At 40.0% G+C, this 19,523-nt stretch carries 26 protein-coding genes; 10 read left to right on the plus strand and 16 right to left on the minus strand.

Annotation, left to right across the window (positions count from 1 at the left end; genetic code table 11):
• Positions 1-44: 44 nt before the first annotated feature.
• Both DWW13_RS05215 and DWW13_RS05220 read right to left on the minus strand, forming a co-directional pair.
• Positions 45-770 (minus strand): M15 family metallopeptidase, encoded by a 726-nt coding sequence (locus tag DWW13_RS05215; protein WP_008373954.1) that lies wholly within the window; start codon positions 768-770, stop codon positions 45-47.
• 73 nt (positions 771-843) lie between these two features.
• A complete protein-coding gene (locus DWW13_RS05220) occupies positions 844-1,098 on the minus strand; it encodes a hypothetical protein (protein WP_005333435.1) in 255 nt (84 codons plus the stop codon).
• A gap of 277 nt (positions 1,099-1,375) precedes the next feature.
• Here DWW13_RS05220 and ligA point away from each other — a divergent pair, with 277 nt between their 5' ends.
• The 4 genes from ligA (at position 1,376) to DWW13_RS05240 (ending at position 5,900) form a co-directional block, all read left to right on the plus strand.
• Positions 1,376-3,370 (plus strand): NAD-dependent DNA ligase LigA, encoded by a 1,995-nt coding sequence (ligA, locus tag DWW13_RS05225; RefSeq protein WP_040015507.1) that lies wholly within the window; start codon positions 1,376-1,378, stop codon positions 3,368-3,370.
• A 77-nt stretch (positions 3,371-3,447) separates the two neighbouring features.
• Positions 3,448-3,951 (plus strand): NADAR family protein, encoded by a 504-nt coding sequence (locus DWW13_RS05230; protein WP_023921566.1) that lies wholly within the window; start codon positions 3,448-3,450, stop codon positions 3,949-3,951.
• A gap of 21 nt (positions 3,952-3,972) precedes the next feature.
• Complete coding sequence (locus tag DWW13_RS05235; RefSeq protein WP_005333427.1) at positions 3,973-4,446, plus strand: LPD11 domain-containing protein; 474 nt, start codon at positions 3,973-3,975, stop codon at positions 4,444-4,446.
• 89 nt (positions 4,447-4,535) lie between these two features.
• Positions 4,536-5,900, plus strand: coding sequence for an ATP-binding protein (locus DWW13_RS05240; RefSeq protein ID WP_117470422.1), 1,365 nt, complete (start codon positions 4,536-4,538; stop codon positions 5,898-5,900).
• 60 nt (positions 5,901-5,960) lie between these two features.
• On the opposite strand, the gene DWW13_RS05245 is transcribed toward DWW13_RS05240, so the two are convergent.
• The 6 genes from DWW13_RS05245 to DWW13_RS05270 form a co-directional block, all read right to left on the minus strand.
• Positions 5,961-6,323, minus strand: coding sequence for a type II toxin-antitoxin system HicB family antitoxin (locus DWW13_RS05245; protein WP_005333424.1), 363 nt, complete (start codon positions 6,321-6,323; stop codon positions 5,961-5,963).
• On the minus strand, positions 6,307-6,564 hold the full coding sequence (locus tag DWW13_RS05250) for a type II toxin-antitoxin system HicA family toxin (protein WP_005333422.1): 258 nt from the start codon (positions 6,562-6,564) through the stop codon (positions 6,307-6,309). Before DWW13_RS05250 ends, DWW13_RS05245 begins: the two co-directional genes overlap by 17 nt.
• A gap of 2 nt (positions 6,565-6,566) precedes the next feature.
• On the minus strand, positions 6,567-6,818 hold the full coding sequence (locus tag DWW13_RS05255) for a hypothetical protein (RefSeq protein ID WP_243026036.1): 252 nt from the start codon (positions 6,816-6,818) through the stop codon (positions 6,567-6,569).
• A gap of 114 nt (positions 6,819-6,932) precedes the next feature.
• Complete coding sequence (locus tag DWW13_RS05260) at positions 6,933-7,154, minus strand: DUF5348 domain-containing protein (RefSeq protein ID WP_005333419.1); 222 nt, start codon at positions 7,152-7,154, stop codon at positions 6,933-6,935.
• Positions 7,155-7,200: 46 nt separating this feature from the next.
• Positions 7,201-7,860: a recombinase family protein gene (locus DWW13_RS05265; RefSeq protein ID WP_040015506.1), complete on the minus strand. Its 660-nt coding sequence runs from the start codon at positions 7,858-7,860 to the stop codon at positions 7,201-7,203.
• A 205-nt stretch (positions 7,861-8,065) separates the two neighbouring features.
• The gene (locus DWW13_RS05270) at positions 8,066-8,377 is read right to left on the minus strand and encodes a winged helix-turn-helix domain-containing protein (protein WP_023921561.1); all 312 of its coding nucleotides are present in this window, start codon (positions 8,375-8,377) and stop codon (positions 8,066-8,068) included.
• Between the two features lie 292 nt (positions 8,378-8,669).
• Here DWW13_RS05270 and DWW13_RS19985 point away from each other — a divergent pair, with 292 nt between their 5' ends.
• Positions 8,670-8,972: a winged helix-turn-helix domain-containing protein gene (locus tag DWW13_RS19985; protein ID WP_226861513.1), complete on the plus strand. Its 303-nt coding sequence runs from the start codon at positions 8,670-8,672 to the stop codon at positions 8,970-8,972.
• A 153-nt stretch (positions 8,973-9,125) separates the two neighbouring features.
• Here the strand turns inward: DWW13_RS19985 and DWW13_RS05280 are convergent, their stop codons facing one another.
• On the minus strand, positions 9,126-9,650 hold the full coding sequence (locus DWW13_RS05280) for a PadR family transcriptional regulator (protein ID WP_005333410.1): 525 nt from the start codon (positions 9,648-9,650) through the stop codon (positions 9,126-9,128).
• Between the two features lie 210 nt (positions 9,651-9,860).
• Here DWW13_RS05280 and DWW13_RS05285 point away from each other — a divergent pair, with 210 nt between their 5' ends.
• Entirely contained in the window at positions 9,861-11,216 is a 1,356-nt protein-coding gene (locus tag DWW13_RS05285) for an MATE family efflux transporter (RefSeq protein WP_005333407.1), read from the plus strand.
• A 130-nt stretch (positions 11,217-11,346) separates the two neighbouring features.
• On the opposite strand, the gene DWW13_RS05290 is transcribed toward DWW13_RS05285, so the two are convergent.
• Complete coding sequence (locus DWW13_RS05290) at positions 11,347-11,535, minus strand: helix-turn-helix domain-containing protein (protein WP_005333406.1); 189 nt, start codon at positions 11,533-11,535, stop codon at positions 11,347-11,349.
• Complete coding sequence (locus DWW13_RS05295; RefSeq protein ID WP_023921559.1) at positions 11,535-11,975, minus strand: sigma factor-like helix-turn-helix DNA-binding protein; 441 nt, start codon at positions 11,973-11,975, stop codon at positions 11,535-11,537. The genes DWW13_RS05290 and DWW13_RS05295 overlap by 1 nt, the downstream gene beginning before the upstream one ends.
• A 413-nt stretch (positions 11,976-12,388) precedes the next feature.
• Here DWW13_RS05295 and DWW13_RS05300 point away from each other — a divergent pair, with 413 nt between their 5' ends.
• Positions 12,389-12,718: a helix-turn-helix transcriptional regulator gene (locus DWW13_RS05300; RefSeq protein WP_005333402.1), complete on the plus strand. Its 330-nt coding sequence runs from the start codon at positions 12,389-12,391 to the stop codon at positions 12,716-12,718.
• A gap of 150 nt (positions 12,719-12,868) precedes the next feature.
• On the opposite strand, the gene DWW13_RS05305 is transcribed toward DWW13_RS05300, so the two are convergent.
• Positions 12,869-13,240 (minus strand): hypothetical protein, encoded by a 372-nt coding sequence (locus DWW13_RS05305; RefSeq protein ID WP_005333400.1) that lies wholly within the window; start codon positions 13,238-13,240, stop codon positions 12,869-12,871.
• A 4-nt stretch (positions 13,241-13,244) separates the two neighbouring features.
• Positions 13,245-14,183, minus strand: coding sequence for a ParM/StbA family protein (locus DWW13_RS05310; protein ID WP_020436706.1), 939 nt, complete (start codon positions 14,181-14,183; stop codon positions 13,245-13,247).
• Between the two features lie 321 nt (positions 14,184-14,504).
• On the opposite strand from DWW13_RS05310, the gene DWW13_RS18710 reads away from it, so the two are divergent.
• The 3 genes from DWW13_RS18710 (at position 14,505) to DWW13_RS05325 (ending at position 16,421) form a co-directional block, all read left to right on the plus strand.
• The gene (locus DWW13_RS18710) at positions 14,505-14,900 is read left to right on the plus strand and encodes a hypothetical protein (protein WP_118011129.1); all 396 of its coding nucleotides are present in this window, start codon (positions 14,505-14,507) and stop codon (positions 14,898-14,900) included.
• A gap of 149 nt (positions 14,901-15,049) precedes the next feature.
• On the plus strand, positions 15,050-15,643 hold the full coding sequence (locus DWW13_RS05320; RefSeq protein ID WP_020436704.1) for an RNA polymerase sigma factor: 594 nt from the start codon (positions 15,050-15,052) through the stop codon (positions 15,641-15,643).
• Positions 15,615-16,421 (plus strand): hypothetical protein, encoded by an 807-nt coding sequence (locus DWW13_RS05325; RefSeq protein ID WP_117887982.1) that lies wholly within the window; start codon positions 15,615-15,617, stop codon positions 16,419-16,421. The genes DWW13_RS05320 and DWW13_RS05325 overlap by 29 nt, the downstream gene beginning before the upstream one ends.
• 577 nt (positions 16,422-16,998) lie before the next feature.
• Here the strand turns inward: DWW13_RS05325 and DWW13_RS05330 are convergent.
• From DWW13_RS05330 to DWW13_RS05340, 3 genes are all read right to left on the minus strand, one after another.
• A complete protein-coding gene (locus DWW13_RS05330) occupies positions 16,999-17,415 on the minus strand; it encodes a hypothetical protein (RefSeq protein ID WP_020436703.1) in 417 nt (138 codons plus the stop codon).
• 62 nt (positions 17,416-17,477) lie between these two features.
• Positions 17,478-18,260: a class B sortase gene (srtB, locus tag DWW13_RS05335; protein WP_117887981.1), complete on the minus strand. Its 783-nt coding sequence runs from the start codon at positions 18,258-18,260 to the stop codon at positions 17,478-17,480.
• Positions 18,261-18,262: 2 nt separating this feature from the next.
• Positions 18,263-19,477: a CHC2 zinc finger domain-containing protein gene (locus DWW13_RS05340; protein ID WP_117887980.1), complete on the minus strand. Its 1,215-nt coding sequence runs from the start codon at positions 19,475-19,477 to the stop codon at positions 18,263-18,265.
• Between the last annotated feature and the right edge of the window lie 46 nt (positions 19,478-19,523).

Consider the following 19,523-nt stretch of genomic DNA (forward strand, 5'->3'; position numbering starts at 1 on the left):
AACAAGCATAAAAAGTTAGTTAAAGATAAATTATTTTTTAATTTTTATTTTAGAGTCTCGATATACTCCTCCAGACACAATCCTTTTTTCTGCATTTCCAGGGCAGCATCCACCCCTACATACCTATAATGCCAGGGTTCATTGTTCACTCCTGTAATTTCTATCTTATTATCAGGATACCTTTTAATAAAACCATATTTATATGCATTATTGGCAAGCCATGTATAAACAGCATCCGAAGAACACTTGGACGTATCCGCATTGATATCAACGGCTATCCCAAGTTCATGCTCACTTGTTCCAGGTTCGGCAACATATTCTTTCGCAAGTTTTTTTGCCTCCCCACGTGAATAGCCTTCATCCTGATACTGCTGAATTCTCTCATTCATAATATCTTTCTGATCCTGAGTTGTCCTGTACCCTTCCCTTACAAATAATTCAAGTCCCTCAGCTCTGGCATCATCAAACATCTGCTGAAGCTGAGGATAGATTCTCGAATCCACTTTTTCTCCGTTTGATAATTCTGTGAGTTCTACCTCATAATTACGGGGAACACAATAATCGTCATTTACAAGAATCAAGTTCCATCCAAAAGAAGTATCAGCTTCCCTTCTAAATAGATTGAAACTGTTAATCATCGGAATTTCACCCTGAATCGCCATATACGAAACAGCCCGCAAAAGCACAAATCCCAATATAAACACTAAAGCAACCACAGCGATTTGCTTCAAAAGTCTCTTTCGCCTGGTATACCGTTTATAACTTCTCATGTTTATCACCTTCAATCTGCTTTCAAATTTAATAATCTATATTTTATGACAATTCAGCATATAGAAAAGTTAGTTATTCGTGAAAATTATTTTTAAATTTAGAACTTGCATAACCACTACGATGTAAAAACAGTTTAGAGGCATTTATGACAGAGATTGATTTTATCTGGTTTTCGACTTTCTCCACGAAAGTGGCAAAAAATACCTGGCTACGAATTCCTTCGCTTAGGGCAAATCTGAAATCCTGAACGCTTTTATTCCTGTAGCCGACAAATTTGTCATCAACATAAGGCAAAAGCTTCATTGAGGAATCTATTTCATTTGACATATACTACATCTAGTGTTATACTGTTCTTATATCAATTATTTGTGTCAATCCGGAAAGGATTTATCACACGCAGTTTAGGTTTGAAACGTAGTCAGGAGTTTTCCTATGCCCAACAAGCAGCAGGGACTTCTGGCTTTTTTTATTTTGCAGGAAACTGCATCTATTTTGAGAATGAACATAAGCGTCATTCTCTTTTTTTATGCCTGAACGCAGGGAAAGGAGGATTACGGAAACAAATGATTCCGGAACTGGCACGCCACAAAAGAAAGGAGACTCTATGTCAGTCAAAAGAATTAAGAATCTTGTAAAACAACTCAATGAATACCGTCATGCCTACTACAATCAGGATGCCCCTCTGGTATCTGATGCCGAGTATGACCGACTCTTTGACGAACTGAAGGAACTGGAGGAACAGACTGGTTTCATCCTGTCAAATTCTCCGACACAGACGGTTGGATATTATCCGGTCAGTGAACTTGCCAAAGTCACCCATCCGATTCCACTGCTCTCGCTTGAGAAAACAAAACTGATTTCAGAGCTTTTAGATTTCATGAAAGGACAGGAAGTTCTCTTTATGCTGAAACTGGACGGTTTGACTACCAAACTCATTTACGAAGATGGCAGACTGATTCAGGCTTCTACCCGTGGAGATGGTGAAGTGGGGGAAGATATTACACACAATATCCCGGCATTTTTAAATGTACCGCTTACCATTCCACACAAAGAACGTCTGGTCATTACCGGTGAGTCTTTTATACCAACCAATGATTTTGAACGTCTGAAAGATACTCTGCGTGATGGAAATGGAAAACCTTATAAAAACGGACGTAATTTTGCTTCCGGATCAGTACGAAGTCTTGATCCGAAGAACTGTATCGGACGTTGTGTTCGCTTTCTTCCGTTCAATGTATTAGAAGGAATGGAGGATGTTCCCTTCCCGGACAGCAGAGCCTGCAAATTAGAAGGTTTAACACACCTGGGCTTTGGTTACTGCCCGTTTTTCTCAATTTCAGGAACCGGACTTTCAAAAGAATATGCGGAGAAATTCATTCAGGAATTGGTATCCACAGCAGCAAATTTACATCTTCCTATCGATGGCATTGTCATGATTTTTGACAGTCTCAGCTACTCCAAAAGCTGCGGAAAAACCGGACACCACTATAAGGACGGCCTCGCCTATAAGTTTGAGGATGATACCTACGAAACTTTCTTGCGTGAAATTGAATGGACACCGACCAGATTCGGAGAGATTGCTCCGGTCGGCATCTTCGATACCGTGGAGATTGACGGCTGTGATGTTTCCAGAGCTTCCCTTCATAATCTGACCTTTATCAAAAATCTGGAGCTTGTACCCGGATGCCGGATTCTTGTTTCCAAACGAAACATGATCATCCCACATATAGAGGATAATCTGGATCGTGGAAGGTATACCGACATCACGCCTCCGGTCTGCCCTTGCTGTGGTTCCAAAACCAGAACCTACAGCCGTAAGACCAGCGACGGTCGCACCGTAGAAACTCTGCATTGTGATAATCCGCAGTGCGACAGCCAGATCACAAGAAGGTTTGTCCATTTTGCCAGCAAGAAGGCAATGAACATCGAAGGACTGTCAGAAGCCACTTTAGAAAAATTCCTGAATCTGGGCTATCTGCACTCTTTTCAGGACATCTATCATCTGGAGGAACACCGGGAAGATATTGTGGCACTGGACGGATATGGTGAGAAATCTTTCGACCGCTTGTGGGAATCCATCAACGCCAGCCGGAGGACCAGCTTTGTCCGCTATCTGGTTTCCATGGATATTCCTATGATCGGCAGAACCAAAAGCCGGATTCTGGACACCGTATTTTCCGGAAATTTAACTGCATTTGAACAGGCGGCTGTCGGAGATTACGACTTCACTCAGTTAGAGGATTTTGGCGAAATCTTAAATCACAACATCCATTCCTGGTTTGCAGATGAAGCAAATCTTGATTTATGGAAAAACTTACAGAACGAATTCACATTTGAACAAAGAAAGGAAGAGACCATTATGACAAAAGAAAACAAATTTACAGGATGTACCATCGTAGCAACAGGGAAACTGGAGCATTTTACCAGAGACGGTATCAACGATAAGATTCTGGAGCTTGGTGCCAAACCTGGCAGCTCTGTAACAAAGAAAACCGATTACCTGATCTGCGGGGAAAAAGCCGGCAGCAAACTGGCAAAAGCCCAGAGCCTTGGTATTCCAATTCTTACAGAAGCTGAATTTTTGGAGATGATTGCATAACCATCTCTGCAATAGATGAGAATTATTTTGAGGTGTGGCTGAAAGGCCGCACCTCTTTTACAAAGGAGGAATTTATAATGAATCAAACAAATACAAGCAAGCGCATACCTACACAGATCAATGAATTTCGGGGAGATTATGCTTTTCTAAGCAATTTCTATCCGGCACCGGTCTCTTACATGGGACAAACCTATGCAAATAATGAAGCTGCTTTTCAAGCGCAGAAAACACTCTCTGCGAGAGAGCAACGCAAATTCTGTATTTTTCGGATGCATAATCCTTCTGATGCAAAGAAACTCGGCAGAGATCTTACATTACGCCCGGACTGGGAAAAAGTGAAAGTCCGGCTCATGTATGAAATCTGCATGTGCAAATTCATGCAGAACCCGGAACTCCGGGATAAACTTCTTGCAACCGGAGAGTCCACACTTATTGAAGGAAACAACTGGGGTGACTATTTCTGGGGCAAAGTCAATAACTGCGGAGAAAACCAGTTAGGAATCATCCTGATGGATGTACGTGCGAAGCTGCAGTGGAATGCAGAAACAGCGCCCAATAATATACCTCAATGTCTGCAATAAAGGAAAGGATGGTCTAATAGAATGAATGAAAATGCAAAAACAAAATTAGTGCTTGAGTATACTGGCATGGATGATTTTTCCTGTCCGGTATATAAGGACCAATTCGGAAAGTTGTGGAAGGATATTGACCTTGGCAAAGAGCCTGAACCGAATCTTTATTCTTTATCTTTTAACCATATTGATGGAGAACCTTCCCATCCCATACAGCAGGAGTACACATTTCATCCGGCTCCGTATCAAAGAAGTTCCTATGAATTCGAGTACCGGATGTTAAGTAAATTACAGTCTGACTGTGAATACTATCTGGGCTACGGAAATCGCAGTCCGTCTATCCTATGCAATCATAGCGTTCAAAACCATATTGCCCGTATGAAAGAATTATGGAATGGTTTTCCCACAGATCAGAAACCGGAATGGCTGACCTGGGAACAGCTTCTTCAGTACGAAAAAGTAATGACAGAAACCGGAATACCCGTGAAGAACTGCTCAGACTAGACAATTCATCATTTATCAGAAATTACCCTCTATATTATCCATTCATATTTTGATATAATAGGAACAGTTGAAAGAAAGGAGCATTTCCCATGTATCTGAAAAGAAAAGTTTACGATCAGCTTCTGGATTGGAAAAACGATACCGTCCACAGCACCTTGGAAGTGAATGGTGCCAGACAGGTCGGAAAAACATATATTATCAATAAATTTGCGGATGAGAACTTCAGGCACAAGATCTACATTAACCTGTTTGATTTGTCCGGCAAACAATTTATGGAATGTTACAAAAAAGCCACAGACTGGACTCCCGGTACAAAACGACCGGAGCAGCCGCTTCACGATGCTTTTAAACTCTTCGATCCGGATTTTGAAGATACCAACGATACAGTCATCATTATTGATGAAATTCAGGAATCCTCAGAGATATTCAACCGTATCCGAGAATTTACCCGCTATTTTCAAGCGCATTTCATTGTAACTGGAAGTTATCTGGGACGTGTACTGGAACCGGAATTCAAATTCTCCAGTGGAGATATTACCAGTATCCGTATTTATACCCTTTCCTTTAAAGAGTTTTTGGAAGCATTGGATGACCAGCTTTTTCAGAAATATCTATCACTTCCACTGGATCATGCAGATGACACCGTACCGGAACTATATGACGAATTAAAGAATGTTTACGACATCTATAGACAGATTGGCGGCTATCCAAAGGTTGTGGAAACATACCTTAACACAAAAGACGTGGAAGCAGCTCAAAAAGAGCTTGTTAGAATCATCCGCATTTTCTTAAACGAATCTATGCGGTACTTTGATGACATCACAGATATTAGTGTTTTTACCAACATCTTTTTAAGCATCTGCCGTATTCTGCTTCGTGAAAAGAAAGGATTAGATGAGGACAGTATAAGTGAAGAACTGCAAAAGCTCGTTACAAAGAATTACTCCAGTAATCTTTCTAAAGCAACCTGCTATCGTGCTATCAACTGGCTTTATCATTCTGGAATCATCGGTTTCTGTGGCAAAATCACAGAACTGGACATCCTGAATTTCAAACCGGGAAGCCGCTGCTTCTTCATGGATCTTGGAGTTGCATATTATTATCTCTCCAGAACTGGTGCTACTGTATCAACTATGGATGGCTCATTGAACGAAAACTATGTTTACATTAACTTGTCCAAACGCCAGGAATTCCCGGAAGAAATTATCTTTGAGACACCGGCTTTTGCTACTTATAAAGGTGGTGAAATTGATTTTGTAGCTCAGACATTGAAAACTCACATCCGCTATCTGATTGAAGTTAAAGCCGGTAAGGGAACTGCATCTACTGCCTTGAAGGCATTGGAACAGGGGAAGGCCCACAAACTATTGTATTTAAAAGGTGATACCAAAGGCGGAACCGCTGGGAATGTACAAACACTTCCCCTATACCTGCTGGAGCAATATCATTTTTAATCTATAAAAGACTTCGAGCCGCCCATCCGGACGGCTCTTTTCATCTATATTCTTGTATATTTATTTTACTAACAGCGCATCATTCTTTGAAAGAAGATATATACAGTATTGATTCATACTGATGCCTTCTTTTTTTGAGTGTTCCGCCAGATCCCGGTGTAAGCTGCGTGGCATCCTTATTTTAAACTGTCCCGAATACTCTTCCAGGCTTCCCGGTTCGTGAATCTCAATCCCTTCTTCCAGTGCAGCTTCTAACCATGCTTTTTTTGCATCCGCTGCATTTTCAACTGCCCTTTCTATCGTCTCTCCACAGGTGATGCATCCCGGCAGTTCCGGATAAGAAACCACAAATCCACCTTCATCCTTATCTTCCACAATTTCCATGCGATAGGACATTGCCAAATAATCATTCAGTGTCTTCATCGTTTTTCGCCTCACTTTCTACAATCTGCTTTACCATTTCAACATAAATTTTCTTGATTGGTTCGTGTTTCGGTATTGTTATCGGCTGGCATCCCGCTTTACGGAATGTATAATGGCTGCTCCCACTTCTCGGAGCATTTATCTCATATCCATAACTTTCTAATACTTTTCTTAGTTCATCAAAACGAAGGTCTTTCGATAATGAGCAAATTCTTGTCAATAGTTTATCCCATTTCGACATCTTTAATGCCTCCTATCTATAGTATATGTGGTGTCATATGTGGTGTCAATCTGTTTTTCATCTTTCTTGGTCAAATAAGGCTGCAGCTCTTTCTTAGCAGCCGTCACAAATTCTTCTTTTCTCGAACTTACCATATAAATCTTCCAGAGCATCAGATTCAGCTTTTCCGCATCCACTGCTTTGCATTTCTTTTTAATCATGCGGATAAACGGATAGATTACCGTATCCGATAACTTGTTCCCAGCAATCAACATCGTTCCATCCGTTCCATATACCTCATACAGTCATTCCAAAATACTCCCCAAATCTGTCACCAATCGGAATGCCGGCTTTTCATATTTCTTTTTAGCTTCCATCATATGCTCCTCCTACATTCGAACCGTCAGTCCACTGAGACTCGTCTTAGGAAGCCCTACCAGATACCAGTCTTCATCCATTTCAATCCGAACCGGAATCCATGCATCCTTTACCTTCACATCAAAACATTCTCCGCAATGAAGACCTCCATAATAAGATTCAATCCCAAACCGGATATCAAATCTTCCCATTGATGGATCATAAATTAAAGTACCTATTCTCTTTTCACTCATATTTCTTTCCTCCTGAAATTCTTTGGTCTATATAAGTAATAGGACTTTAATTTGCAGAATTTGAAAGTTCCGGGTATTTTTCATAAAAAGTTTTTCGATAGCGATAAAAAGTTGAGTGCGTCATTCCCAAATTTTTACGAAGCTGTGTAGGTGTCGTTTCTCCAGAAACTACGCTTTGAAAGTTCTCATCAAAAGTTTCCTGCTTCATCACACTTGGTCTTCCATAATCATCCCATTCGCCCCGCAATTTCTTCGCTTCTATCCCTTCCCGCTGTCGCTTCTCCTTTTTCTCCAGCTCTGCCTGCGCCATAGAAGCATAAAGCTCCAGCATCATGTTATTGATTGTTTCCAGCATCATCCTTGCCATCGCATTATCCATCACAGATAAATCCATAAGCGTAGTCGGCAGTTCCAGAACCATAAGCCGCACTCCCATGTTCTTAATCCGCTGGATCTGTTGCATGGTGTCATACTTGTTTCTTCCCAGTCTGTCCAATTCTGTAACAATCAAAATATCTCCCGGCCGCAGGACATCCTCCACTAAAACGGTATATCTCGGACGATTAAAATTCTTCCCTGTCTCCTGATCCGTAAAAATATTCGTAAGTGCCATCTCATGCTCGTTACAGTACCGCTCAATTTCCTGTATGCCACGGTCAAGATGCTGCTCCTTTGTACTGGTACGGTGATATCCATATATCTGCATCCACATTTCTCCTTTCCATGTCCCAAAATATCCACACTTTTATTGGTATATTTCAAAACTGTGTGTGTAACCTTTTTGAAATATAATCCCTCTTTCCGGAACGTACTTCTAAAATGTATACATTTTGGGATATGTTTCTTTTCTATTTCTGTACGTACCAGAGCCGAAAAGTGCAACAAATATGACAAAAAACTCCCAGAGGATGTTACTCCCCTGAGAGTGGTTGAAACTTATAGCCCACACCTCGGACGGTGCGGATGTAATTCCAGTTCCGTGAATCTACTTTTAACTTTTTACGAAGCTGGCTAATGCAGCACATAACCGCATTAGCACAGTCAATCGGTTCTTCCTTCCAGACATTACGATAAATCTCCTCGTGAGAGAATACCCAGCCAGGATGTTCTGTTAGATATTTTAGTACCGTAAATTCTTTCAGACTCAATTCAATCTTTTGATCATTCATAAAAACAGTATGACAGCGAATATCTATCTGTAGGTTTTTGTCTTTGTAATGCAATTTACTTTCCTCCTAATCTGTTTCACCTTATCACAGCTAATCTAAAATGCTATTATTAGACTGCCAAAACTCAAATTCAAAACCAGAGCAATGCTTTACCTGCAAATAGTCTGGTAATAGACCAGTAGAATCGCAATAGCTGCAAGAGCCAGAAACGGCAAACACATAATTACCGGGGCAGAGTGAAGTGATAAATAAGAACCACTGATTTTTTAGCATTTCAGCCGGATATACAAGCCATCCCCATAGATTGGTGACCGTTACTGTTAAAATTACAGCACTGCCTATATATGTGGCAGCTCCTTTCCGGGTAAAGTTAAAGTCGCAGACCTTTACGACCTACGGCTTAATAGTACGAAAAGACATTAACTTTTCTGTAAAAGAATTTGATGTACTTTATATGCTATATTCTAATCCAGGGATGGCTTTTACTAAACAACAGATTTATGAAGCAGTTTGGCATGAAAAAGCAAATGGTTATTTCCACGCCGTGGAAAACACTATTTTTCAAATACGCAAGAAGATAAAAAAGTATTCCAGCGACAAGAATTACATAAAAACAGTAGTTGGATATGGGTATAAATTTGAAGTTTAATCTGCAGGATATAAGGAGCACCGGGTTTGAGGGAGATTCCCCACTAAGAAAATTTCTATGTTCTGGCTACAAAGCCGGAACATAGGTCGGCATCCATCCCTGTTTCTTCCCAATCCTGCAGACCTAATAAGAAATCAGCTAGTGACTTCTTCATCAAAAGTCTTTTTTTAGAGAAATAATCCATTTTTCAATAGCATCCGCCAAAACTATCTGCTGTTGCAATACTGCCATACCAGTCTTAGGGATTTCCGGATCATTCTCTTTCTCTCGAAGATTTTCCTCCAGATAAGTTTTTAATATTTCAATATTTTCCTCAATACTGGCAATACATGATTGTTGACTTTCAGGCGGTAACTTATCCAAATTTACAATTACTGCATTAAAATCTAAAAAAAAGTGAATGGGTTTAGAGGCTGTTTCCATCATAAGCTTTACAAATTCTTTTTCGCCTTCATCTGTTAATGAATAAACTGCTTTTTCAGGCATCTTACCTTCTTTCACAATTTCTCCTTTAATGAAGCCTTTTTCCTCCAACTGAATTGCTTTTTTGTAAATGGATGGTGTACTGATTTTTACCCATTTTGATATATTACGATATTCCACTAATTTTTGAATATCATAGGCTCCCATCGGTTCCTTTTTCAATATTCCTAACACAATTAAATCTATTGTAGCCATAGTTCACCCACTTTCTATATCCACGAAAGCTATAAAATACTTACGGTTATATATACTGTAATTTATAGTATTTGATTTTATACCTCTTGTCAAGGAAATTGCAGGATACACGCTTGACAACTACTATAAATTATAGTAGTATTCTCTCACGTAGTATACTATAATTTATACTACTATAATTTATATTCTTAATTGAAAGGAGTATTTGAAATGAACAAGAATAACAACAAAATGGATTTATTAGGAAATGCACCTGTTCCCCAAGCACTAATGGCTCTTGGTATACCGATAATGATTGGTATGCTTATTAACGCTCTCTACAATTTGGTGGATGCTTATTTCATAGGAGGACTTGGCGAGAGTCAAATGGGTGCAATTTCCATTGCGTTTCCTTTAGGACAAGTAGTTGTTGGTTTAGGTCTGATGTTTGGCAATGGTGCCGCCTCCTACTTATCAAGACTTTTAGGGCGAGGAGATAGGGAAGCTGCAAGTAAAGTCGCCAGTACTGCATTATACAGCAGTGTTTGTATTGGCGCAGTTATTATTATCGGAACTGCAATTTTTTTGAAACCTATTTTAACCATGTTAGGTGCAACAGACACGATTATGCCATACGCCCTTTCTTATGGAAGAATCTATGTTATTTCATGTATTTTCAATGTATTTAATGTAACGATGAACAATATCGTTGCAAGTGAAGGCGCCGCAAAAACAACTATGTGTGCATTATTATTAGGAGCTGTATTGAATATTGGTTTAGATCCTATTTTCATCTATACTCTCGACATGGGGGTTGCTGGTGCGGCAATCGCTACAGCAATTTCTCAAATGGCTTCTACTCTTGTATATTTAATTTATGCATTACAGAAAAAAAGCGCTTTTACATTTTCCATTAAGGAATTTTGTCCTTCTAAGCAGATCATAACTGAAATTCTGAAAATCGGTATACCCACATTGACTTTCCAGCTTCTTACAAGCCTTTCTATCGCATTCATAAACCGGGAAGCTAATATCTATGGAGATGCTGTTATCGCCGGAATGGGCGCTGTTACAAGAATCACTTCAATGGGAACTCTGGTTGTGTTCGGCTTCTTAAAAGGTTTCCAACCAATTGCCGGCTTTAGCTATGGTGCCAAAAAGTTTGATCGGCTCAGGGAAGCAATTAAAACTTCTATCTTATGGTCAACAATATTTTGTGTAGTTGTGGGATTGACAATAGCCCTATTTTCCACACAGATTATTTCGCAATTTACAGAAGGCAATACAGAGATGATTTCTGTAGGTCAAAAATCGCTAATGGCAAATGGATTTTCCTTCTTCGTATTTGGATTTTACACAGTGTATTCTTCTCTGTTTCTTGCACTTGGAAAAGGCACCGCCGGATTCGTTCTTGGGGCTTGCCGACAAGGTATTTGCTTTGTTCCGATCATTCTGTTGCTCCCATCATTCTGGGGCATAAATGGAATACTATATGCACAACCGATTGCCGATGTAATTTCTGCTATTGTTACTGTGTTTATGGCTCTACATCTTCATAAAGAACTGGCAACAACAAAAGAGCATTAAAGCATCAGGCAACATAATAGATCAACACCGTCTGCCGCTTCGAACTGAGGCAATATCACCCTTCAAAAAACAATCACTCCCAGAGGATGTTACTCCCCTGAGAGTGATTGCAGCCTTTGTTTAAGATAACTTACTCAATTATCTGGAATCTCTGGATACACTGAAGCAATGTACTTACCAGTTCCTGATACAGATCTTCATCAAATCTGCCATTCACAATCGCATTCTTAATTAAAAGCGGCTTATATATCTCTAAAATCTTCAGTACCGCATCTGCATTTCCTTCTTTTGCCTTTAAAAGTAATCGTTCAAAATTCATTAGTTTTCACCTCCCATCACCTTGCGGATCTTCCGGATTGCATAATAATAAATACCCTTGCATCGCTCCTCTGATAACCCGTTTAGCCTGCTCATTTCCTCAAAAGTACGTTCTTCAAACACATGCTGGTAAATCAGCTTCCGTTCTTCATCCCGCAGCGTATGAAGCGCTTTCATCAGTCTTTCATCTGACATCTTATTCCATTCTGGATATTTCCCCTGTGCCTCCTGCAATAAAAGCTGCTCCCTCGTTTGGTTCTCCAGCAATTCTTCGATTACAATTCTTGCCTCCATCTGTCCAATATCCTCCAACAGTTCTTCTGCATCAGCCATCTGGATTTTCTTCTCCAGATAATCATGTCGTTTTCCACGGACAAACTGTATCAGATATGCTGTAAAGTGATTTTGTATCTTTGATCCTGTATATGTTTTTTTGTTCATTTGTTTTATCCTCCGAAATTTTTTATCACGTTCCAAAAAATTCCGAGGATGGCGGTGAGCGGCAACAAAACGTGACACTGCCTTCATTTTTTCGAAAAAAAGAAAGGCTGGACCACTCTATTCGTAGTCCAGCCGATACTTCTCTTTCTATGTAATTGTGTAGGATATGCGATGATAGTATCTCATATACTGCATATTCTAACTTCTCTCCGACACATTGTATGGATAAGATTTTTTTAACAGATTCAGTTCCTCTTTGGCTTTTATCTTATGCTGTCCATTCATGTCTGTCGTACTTACTTCCATGTTTCTCTATTTGTGCATGTGTTATCCTGCTTATCATAACGCACTTTAACGCATTTCGTATAGTGTTAATCTACGATAAAATATATGCATTAAGTGAGGTGATATAGATGGTGAAAAAATTATTGGGAGATGCAGTCAGGGAAGAACGTCTCCGCCGCAATCTTTCGCAAAACAGCCTTGCGGAACAGGCAAAGATTTCTTTACGGACTGTCTCTGATATTGAAAACTATATTGGCAATCCACAGTTGGAAACACTTTATGCCTTGGCAACTTACTTACATATTTCCATAGATGCTATATTTTCTAACCAGAAAACGAACCCGGATTCTACCATGCAGCAAATCATGGCAGAACTAAATTCCTGCCCGGAGGAGCAGAAACAGCTTGCCCTTTCTACACTGCGTGGACTTCTGGATGGATTCAAGAACCTAAGTTAAGGCTCTCCCGTATCCTTCATCATCTACACATTATACAAAGACAATCTGTGAGTAATCTGTGAATAGTCTGTGAGTTTTCTGTCTATTCCCATTCTGATACAAAGAACAGGAGAGTACACTGCCATAAGCATGTGTATCTCTCCTGCTTTTTTATGCCCTGCGAAATGCACTGATAGCATCCACTACATTCTGTCTCATAGTCTGATCCATCCGCAGCGGTTCTTCTTCCATCAAATCAACTTCTGTGGGCATTTCTCTATTTATCTTAGAAACGTCCTGCCCTTCCAATACCTTTCTTACTTCTTCCCGGATGATTTGCTGCATCATTGGCCGGAGCATATCCGGTTCCATGCTTATACTGCCATTACCTGTCTCATCCGTTCTTCCCGTATATGCCAGAATTGCCGCAACGATCAGTTTTGCTTTTTTCTCTGTCGTATTCAGAAGTTCTGTCACATACACGTGATCTGGATCCGACTTATCAAAACCAATAGTGAATACAAACGGATTTTTCTTTCCCATAAAATCACACTCCAGCCTGTGTCATGCGATACAAAAGATCATATCCATCGGCATTTGCTTTCATATCCCGGATAAAGGTATGTTTTCCCAACCGGTCTGCCTGCTCCAGAAATCGTTCCAGAAGCACTGCTCCGCCGCCGATAAACACCGTATAAGTAGATTTTGTATCAATGCCCCGCTCTCGGATGCTGTTCAGAAGATCGGTAACAAAATTCTGAACCATGGTTTCTACTGCCTGTACAACAGCTTCCTCATAATACTGCGTTTTTCCCTTGATGATACTGTCGATATCTGCCTCCTCCAGAAGCATGTCATATTCACTGTTAATACTGGAAATGATATCGTTATACATGGTAATCACACCTTTTTCCAGAGAATCACAATAATCCATATCCGGTCTGCCACTTCTCATCAGAAGATAATCAGAAGTAAATCCGCCAATATCAATCCCTACGACTTTCGGAATCTCACGGATTTCCATCATCCTCGTCATCATGGCTGCATAATCCTGCGGAAACGCCATTACATTCTGTATACAGAGGTGATAGACTTTATCGTTGAAGCACAGTTCCTGCACCTTCCCGTCCCCTTTGAAATAGCGTTCATATCTCTCACAAAGCTCTGCAAAATGCTTCGGCGGAAGCCCAATCGGAAGTTCCACCTGAATGACATCCTCCGGCTGGATCTGGCTTTTCTGCTCCAGCTCCATTGCAATGGCAAATAAGGTCAGAATCCAGAATCGGTTCCGGCTGTCCTGCGTCTTGTCCCTCTGGTACGGAATCCGCTTCTCACTAAGGGTATAATACTTTCCCTGATATTTCAGATACTTCTCTCCCCTGGCAGGCTTTTTATCCTGTTCCGTCAGTCCTGTGGTAAAGATAAAATGACAGGTTTTCATGTTCCGGTTCCCGTGATCCACGGCTACTCTTAATTTTTTAATCATAATGATTTCACTCCTTTGTATTTGATACTTATTCTGTACGTAGGAGGTACCTAGAGTGCAACTCTTTATAATCCATTTTCTTATTTTACCAATCAAAAAATTCAAAAAACAAAAATTAAAAATTATCTTTTTTAATTTTTTAAATAAATGCAACCGTTACAATATTTACTGTGTATCTTATTACAAAGGGAACCTTGGAAAGGAGTCGTGTACATATATGAAGGCTTATAAAAAATAATCAGTTTTATCCTAACACTCGTTATGATGCTGTCGCTAAGTGTTAATGTTTTTGCAGCAGAGCCGCTTACAGATGACCCTAATATGATTGAATGGAAGTACACTGTGTTTGCTGACGAAAGCCTGCAGAAAGTTGTTGAAGAAGGTGTTATTCCAAATGCATATGCCCGATATACTTGGCGCGGAATCACATTGAAAAATGGCGAAGTCGCCATATTAACACCATCAAATAACAGTATGGGACTTTATTGTAATAGCGGCAGATACATAACTATAAATTACACTTTGAGCCGTTCTGCTTTTCATCGTTCAAGAGTACGCGCATACGTAGCTGGACCTTCATCAGAATTTGTGCGTGAGATTACAGCAAGTGGTTTGCGTTCAGGATTTACGACACAGGCAACAGATTACTATTACGGCATGGTAACTAATCTGTCCTCTGATGCCTTTACAATCAAATCATTTTCTATTACATTTTAATAGTGGAAAATATTTCAAGTGCTGGTGAGTACTTATCCTGATTTTAATTGAAGCTTTTTAACTTGGTTTCTCGGTTCCCTTTTTTGAAAATACACATTCCCATTATTAAACCACTGCTATAGTATTCACTGAATTTATGAGGTAGAAGCATGTTATTTAACATAGATGAGAAACAACTGATGCTCGAACTAAAAAATAAAGATGAGCGCGCTTTAAAAATATGTATGAACAAATACTACAGATATGTTGTATACATAGTGGAGAATATTATTGGAAGTGCTTTGCCATATGAAGACAAGGAGGAGGTCGTGTCTAATGTTTTTGTAGCTCTATGGAATTACAGTGCAGATTTAGATACAGATAACTACAGCACATTCAAACCCTATTTAGGAACAATCGCAAGAAACATGGCAAAAAACGCATTACGAAAAACCTCTAAGATGCATTTTGAAAATTACGAAGATGCGTTTCAGGTTGGAACGAACGAACATATTGAATACGGGCCGTTAAAAGAAGAAGTAATCAAATGCTTAAAAGAAAGCATATATGAACTATCAGTTGACGAAAGAAAATGTTTTATCTCGTACTACTATTACACTAAGACAATCGCTGTAATAGCAGAAGAAACCGGATTAAAAGAATCTACAGTAAAATCCAAACTGTTACGCGGACGTAAAAAATTAAAACTAAAAATGGAAAAGAAGGGATTTAGATATGAAGACTGTAAAATTTTCTTTGAATGAGTTAATGAGTGAAATTGATGAATCTTTTATTGAGGAAGTGTATTTTCATGATTGCAATAAAATACTGAAAAAATATTCCAAACAAAAGATACGTCAAAATGTATTTTGTAAAACAGCTTCAAAACATAAGCCTTTAAAGTTCACTTATAGAACTGCAATTATTGTAACTGTGGTTTCAGTGTTTTTGTGTATGCCTGTATATGCTGCAATCAGTCATCTGTTAACATCGGCTTTAATTGATGACAGCAATCGACATTTAATCGGGACAGAAACCAATGATAGAAGCTACATCATATTAAAAGACGGTGTATATACCAATGAAAAGGGGAAAGTTGTTGATATTGAGGAATTAGCCAAATCTTCATCAGAATTTCCTGAAAGCAGAATTGTTAAAAGCAGTCTGATGCCTAATTTCATACCATCATCAATAGTAGAGATTCCTACTGATAAATCAGATGAAATGTATATCATTCCAGAAATAATTCTAATCAACAATTCACTTTGTGTACTTACACAAGACAATGGAAAGGGATGGAAACTAACTGATAAAGATAATATAGTCATTTCGTTTGATAAATATAAATCAGACATTACAGTATCCCAAGATTTGATTATCGGTTATGTAAAAGACGGGATAATGTATGAAGGAGAAGTGTTCGATGAACTGAGTGGAAAATATAGTTTCTCACCAGATGAAAAAGGGGAATATTTTTTCTATCTGCTTAGCGGAAGTTCCGATTATCTATCTCTTAAAAGCGGTAATCTGGAGGTAAATTAAATGTTGCTTTTGCGGGACTTCAGCATACCAATTAACTTTAGTATAAGGACAGGAAGACCTCTTCCGTACAGGAATAGGTCTTCTTGCTGTCTCCGTGCATGCTTTAAAGTATAAATAGGCTTTAATCTGGATACAATTTCAACTGCATCGTTGATACACGCTGTGTTTATCTCGTTTACTGTATCATTCATAAGAATTTAATTGGTTATGTTTATTGTGATGATAGAGTAGCCTTTGTTTTGAACATCTTCCTTGAAAGATTTGTAAACGATACTGTAGATTATCATATTCATTATGTCGGCGTAGATTCTTTAGATGAAGAATGTATTGAATGCAGAAAATACTCTGATTATTGTGAACATATTTTACCTGCTTTCTGGATAGATGACGATTTTTGTGAATAATGAAACACTGGTGTTTGGTTATTCAAAATTTAAGCTGATAGATACTGGTGTTAAGTATATTAATCCGAAGCATTTTTCCGTAAAAAACTTTGTAAAGTATTGCAGATTCAATAAAGAGTGAAATTACAGTAAAATAAAAGATAGTTTTTTCGTTCCTTTGTTATGCCATTGTTCTACGCCGGAATCTTTTCTGCCATCTCCGGCAGGCACTTCTCAAATAATTCCCGATATCTTCGATACCCTTCATCCCGGAGTGGACCTTGCAGTGATGTCAGAGACCAAAGGAGAAGCTCTTCCTCTTCCACAGCATACGGAGAGGTATAGACAAATTTTTTCCCGTCAAAATGCGGTTTTGATAACTTCAGTATTTCCGTAATCTCTCCTTTTGTTTCCGCCTGCATAATCATTTCCACTTTCTTCCGATGGAACTCGCAGACGATGCTCTCCAGAAATCCCTGCTTCAGATAAAATTCCGCCCTTCTATAAAGTTTTACAAGAGCCTCCACTCTTTCATCAAATAACTTGTCCTTTTCACTGACTATCATCTGTGCCAGTGCGTTTGCATGTTCCATAACCAATGCTGTTCCCATTACATTTCCTCCCATAATAAAAGCTGGCATAAGAAATTTCTTCTCACACCAGCACGATTCTTTTATTCCTCTGTGATGATCTCACTGCTTAATTTTCCATGTACCAGATAGCGATAATTCCGTCTGGAATTGACACAGGTAGACAGCGTAACTATCCGATCCGTTGCCGACAGCTCGGTGCCGGTATCATAATCCCTATAAGAAGACACCGTATCCAGAAACGTCTGAAAATCTTCCGCTTCCGGGAAATGATACCTATATCCCTCACTTCCGGTTCTTCCCGCATAGCAGGAAAAGATACGATACTTGAGGATCTTGTCCGGCAAATAGAGATAAAACTCCGGATGTTGTTCAAATAGCTCTTTGTCTTGGTACTTATCCAGAGTTCCGAACATGCTCCCGTTTTTCATATTATGCCCGTACACGATCGTATTCTGATCCGTAAAGTCCGGCTGATTATGGCAGTCCACAAAGATGCTCCCGTTGATATTGGATTCTCCCGAAAAAAGGTGATGAAGATAATATGCATTATCTTTCCCCTGTACCACTGGATAACTGATATCCAGTGCCGGAATCTGAATCCACGCTATGACATCCGGATTAACCGCTTTTAAACCTGCAAAATCAATTTCCAGATACCTATTCTTAGGTTCCTCCTTTTCTTTCTCAGGCTCCGGTGATTCTTCTTCCTCTGGTTCCTGAACATATTCCTGCAGTTTCTCGTAACTTACGTCCCCTTTCTGATACTTCAGATAAGCACCAAAGAGTTTTCCTGCCGCTGCGAGAAAAACAAGCAACAGGCAGATAATGAGTCCTGCAAGAACCGTATTTCCTTTTTTTCTCATGATTATTCTCCTTTCGGAAGAGCCGAAGTCTGTGCCCCGGCTCCTTCCTTCTGTTTGATGGCGGCTAAATAGTCATCAATCCCCTTGTGTTTCCCGTTCCACTCCCCGCTCTCGTCCATATCCCAGACCATCCGGTTCATCGGCAGGGAAAGCTCCCGGCAGATTTCATAGACCTTATTGCAACCGTTCTGGATAATCCTCCGTTTCTCCGCCTTATGCTGGCAGATAACAGGGGAACGCTCAAAACAGACCGCACACTTACTGTCATGATGATTACAGGCTACTTTCATCTTCTTATCCATGTCATACGCCTCCAAAAGCTGTTTCATCCCATAACCTTTCATCCGTTCCAGCACTGGTTTTAAATTCCGATACTGATTCACTCCGGCAACACATACAAAGGTCGCACTGGATAGATAATGGGCGATAGTTCCTTTTAACGCCCCTTCTGTCAAATAGACTCGTTCAGCATGAAGATCACCGATGACATGTACCGGACTTCCAGAGGAAACTCCCTGGTCATAATTGACACTGGACAGCCAGATATATTTTTTCGTGTCAGTCACATGATCTACCCGGATCTGAAAACCCTGGATGAACCCGTCCAAAGAAACTATGGGAATCAGGATTCCTGAGTTTTCTGCTTTGAAGTTAATCGTCCAGTTTCCGTCTGTATCCCGGTAGAATCCCGGCACGCCTTTCACCCTATATCCTTCTTCTGCCAGCCTTTTGACCAGCTTCTTCATTCCAAACAGCGGGACACTCCGGTAACGCTGTGCTTCGATCTGTTCCGGTTTTAATCCCCGTCTTTGCAGATCCTCCTGATGCTTCCTGTTAAGCGTGAGCATGGACAGCATTCTCTGATACGTCCGATGGATTTCCTCTATGGGTGCAAGCTCTGCCGTTGCCTTTTCTTCCTGTACCGGCGTTGCTTTGATATAATCCGTCCGGTATTCTCCTTTTCCTAATGCTTCCCGGATCTGCTGATTTGCTTCGGAGAGTGTAACATTGTGCAAATCCGCATAAAGCTTCAGCATCCCCCCGGACGCATCACAGCGGTTGCACCGGAATACATTCTTTTCCACATTGATATTGAGTTTTCCATGCGTCTCTCCACAAAACGGGCAGTCATAATAGTTTCCCCGCCGCTTTCTGAGATGCAGCACCTGCACCACATCCAGTATTCCATAATCAAACCCAGACATATCATAATACATCCCGGTCTCTTCCTCCTTTCCCCCACAGAAAAAAGCTCTCTGCGGG

Source organism: Blautia sp. AF14-40, assembly GCF_003479665.1.
Lineage (GTDB): Bacteria > Bacillota > Clostridia > Lachnospirales > Lachnospiraceae > Fusicatenibacter > Fusicatenibacter saccharivorans.

Excerpts from the sequence above, each read along its gene's own strand:
- DWW13_RS05215 (WP_008373954.1), bottom strand. The coding sequence starts at position 770 with ATGAGAAGTTATAAACGGTATACCAGGCGAAAGAGACTTTTGAAGCAA.
- DWW13_RS05220 (WP_005333435.1), bottom strand. The coding sequence starts at position 1,098 with ATGTCAAATGAAATAGATTCCTCAATGAAGCTTTTGCCTTATGTTGAT.
- ligA (WP_040015507.1), top strand. The coding sequence starts at position 1,376 with ATGTCAGTCAAAAGAATTAAGAATCTTGTAAAACAACTCAATGAATAC.
- DWW13_RS05230 (WP_023921566.1), top strand. The coding sequence starts at position 3,448 with ATGAATCAAACAAATACAAGCAAGCGCATACCTACACAGATCAATGAA.
- DWW13_RS05235 (WP_005333427.1), top strand. The coding sequence starts at position 3,973 with ATGAATGAAAATGCAAAAACAAAATTAGTGCTTGAGTATACTGGCATG.
- DWW13_RS05240 (WP_117470422.1), top strand. The coding sequence starts at position 4,536 with ATGTATCTGAAAAGAAAAGTTTACGATCAGCTTCTGGATTGGAAAAAC.
- DWW13_RS05245 (WP_005333424.1), bottom strand. The coding sequence starts at position 6,323 with ATGAAGACACTGAATGATTATTTGGCAATGTCCTATCGCATGGAAATT.
- DWW13_RS05250 (WP_005333422.1), bottom strand. The coding sequence starts at position 6,564 with ATGTCGAAATGGGATAAACTATTGACAAGAATTTGCTCATTATCGAAA.
- DWW13_RS05255 (WP_243026036.1), bottom strand. The coding sequence starts at position 6,818 with ATGTTGATTGCTGGGAACAAGTTATCGGATACGGTAATCTATCCGTTT.
- DWW13_RS05260 (WP_005333419.1), bottom strand. The coding sequence starts at position 7,154 with ATGAGTGAAAAGAGAATAGGTACTTTAATTTATGATCCATCAATGGGA.
- DWW13_RS05265 (WP_040015506.1), bottom strand. The coding sequence starts at position 7,860 with ATGCAGATATATGGATATCACCGTACCAGTACAAAGGAGCAGCATCTT.
- DWW13_RS05280 (WP_005333410.1), bottom strand. The coding sequence starts at position 9,650 with ATGGCTACAATAGATTTAATTGTGTTAGGAATATTGAAAAAGGAACCG.
- DWW13_RS05285 (WP_005333407.1), top strand. The coding sequence starts at position 9,861 with ATGAACAAGAATAACAACAAAATGGATTTATTAGGAAATGCACCTGTT.
- DWW13_RS05290 (WP_005333406.1), bottom strand. The coding sequence starts at position 11,535 with ATGAATTTTGAACGATTACTTTTAAAGGCAAAAGAAGGAAATGCAGAT.
- DWW13_RS05295 (WP_023921559.1), bottom strand. The coding sequence starts at position 11,975 with ATGAACAAAAAAACATATACAGGATCAAAGATACAAAATCACTTTACA.
- DWW13_RS05300 (WP_005333402.1), top strand. The coding sequence starts at position 12,389 with ATGGTGAAAAAATTATTGGGAGATGCAGTCAGGGAAGAACGTCTCCGC.
- DWW13_RS05305 (WP_005333400.1), bottom strand. The coding sequence starts at position 13,240 with ATGGGAAAGAAAAATCCGTTTGTATTCACTATTGGTTTTGATAAGTCG.
- DWW13_RS05310 (WP_020436706.1), bottom strand. The coding sequence starts at position 14,183 with ATGATTAAAAAATTAAGAGTAGCCGTGGATCACGGGAACCGGAACATG.
- DWW13_RS18710 (WP_118011129.1), top strand. The coding sequence starts at position 14,505 with ATGATTGAATGGAAGTACACTGTGTTTGCTGACGAAAGCCTGCAGAAA.
- DWW13_RS05320 (WP_020436704.1), top strand. The coding sequence starts at position 15,050 with ATGTTATTTAACATAGATGAGAAACAACTGATGCTCGAACTAAAAAAT.
- DWW13_RS05325 (WP_117887982.1), top strand. The coding sequence starts at position 15,615 with ATGAAGACTGTAAAATTTTCTTTGAATGAGTTAATGAGTGAAATTGAT.
- DWW13_RS05330 (WP_020436703.1), bottom strand. The coding sequence starts at position 17,415 with ATGGGAACAGCATTGGTTATGGAACATGCAAACGCACTGGCACAGATG.
- srtB (WP_117887981.1), bottom strand. The coding sequence starts at position 18,260 with ATGAGAAAAAAAGGAAATACGGTTCTTGCAGGACTCATTATCTGCCTG.
- DWW13_RS05340 (WP_117887980.1), bottom strand. The coding sequence starts at position 19,477 with ATGTATTATGATATGTCTGGGTTTGATTATGGAATACTGGATGTGGTG.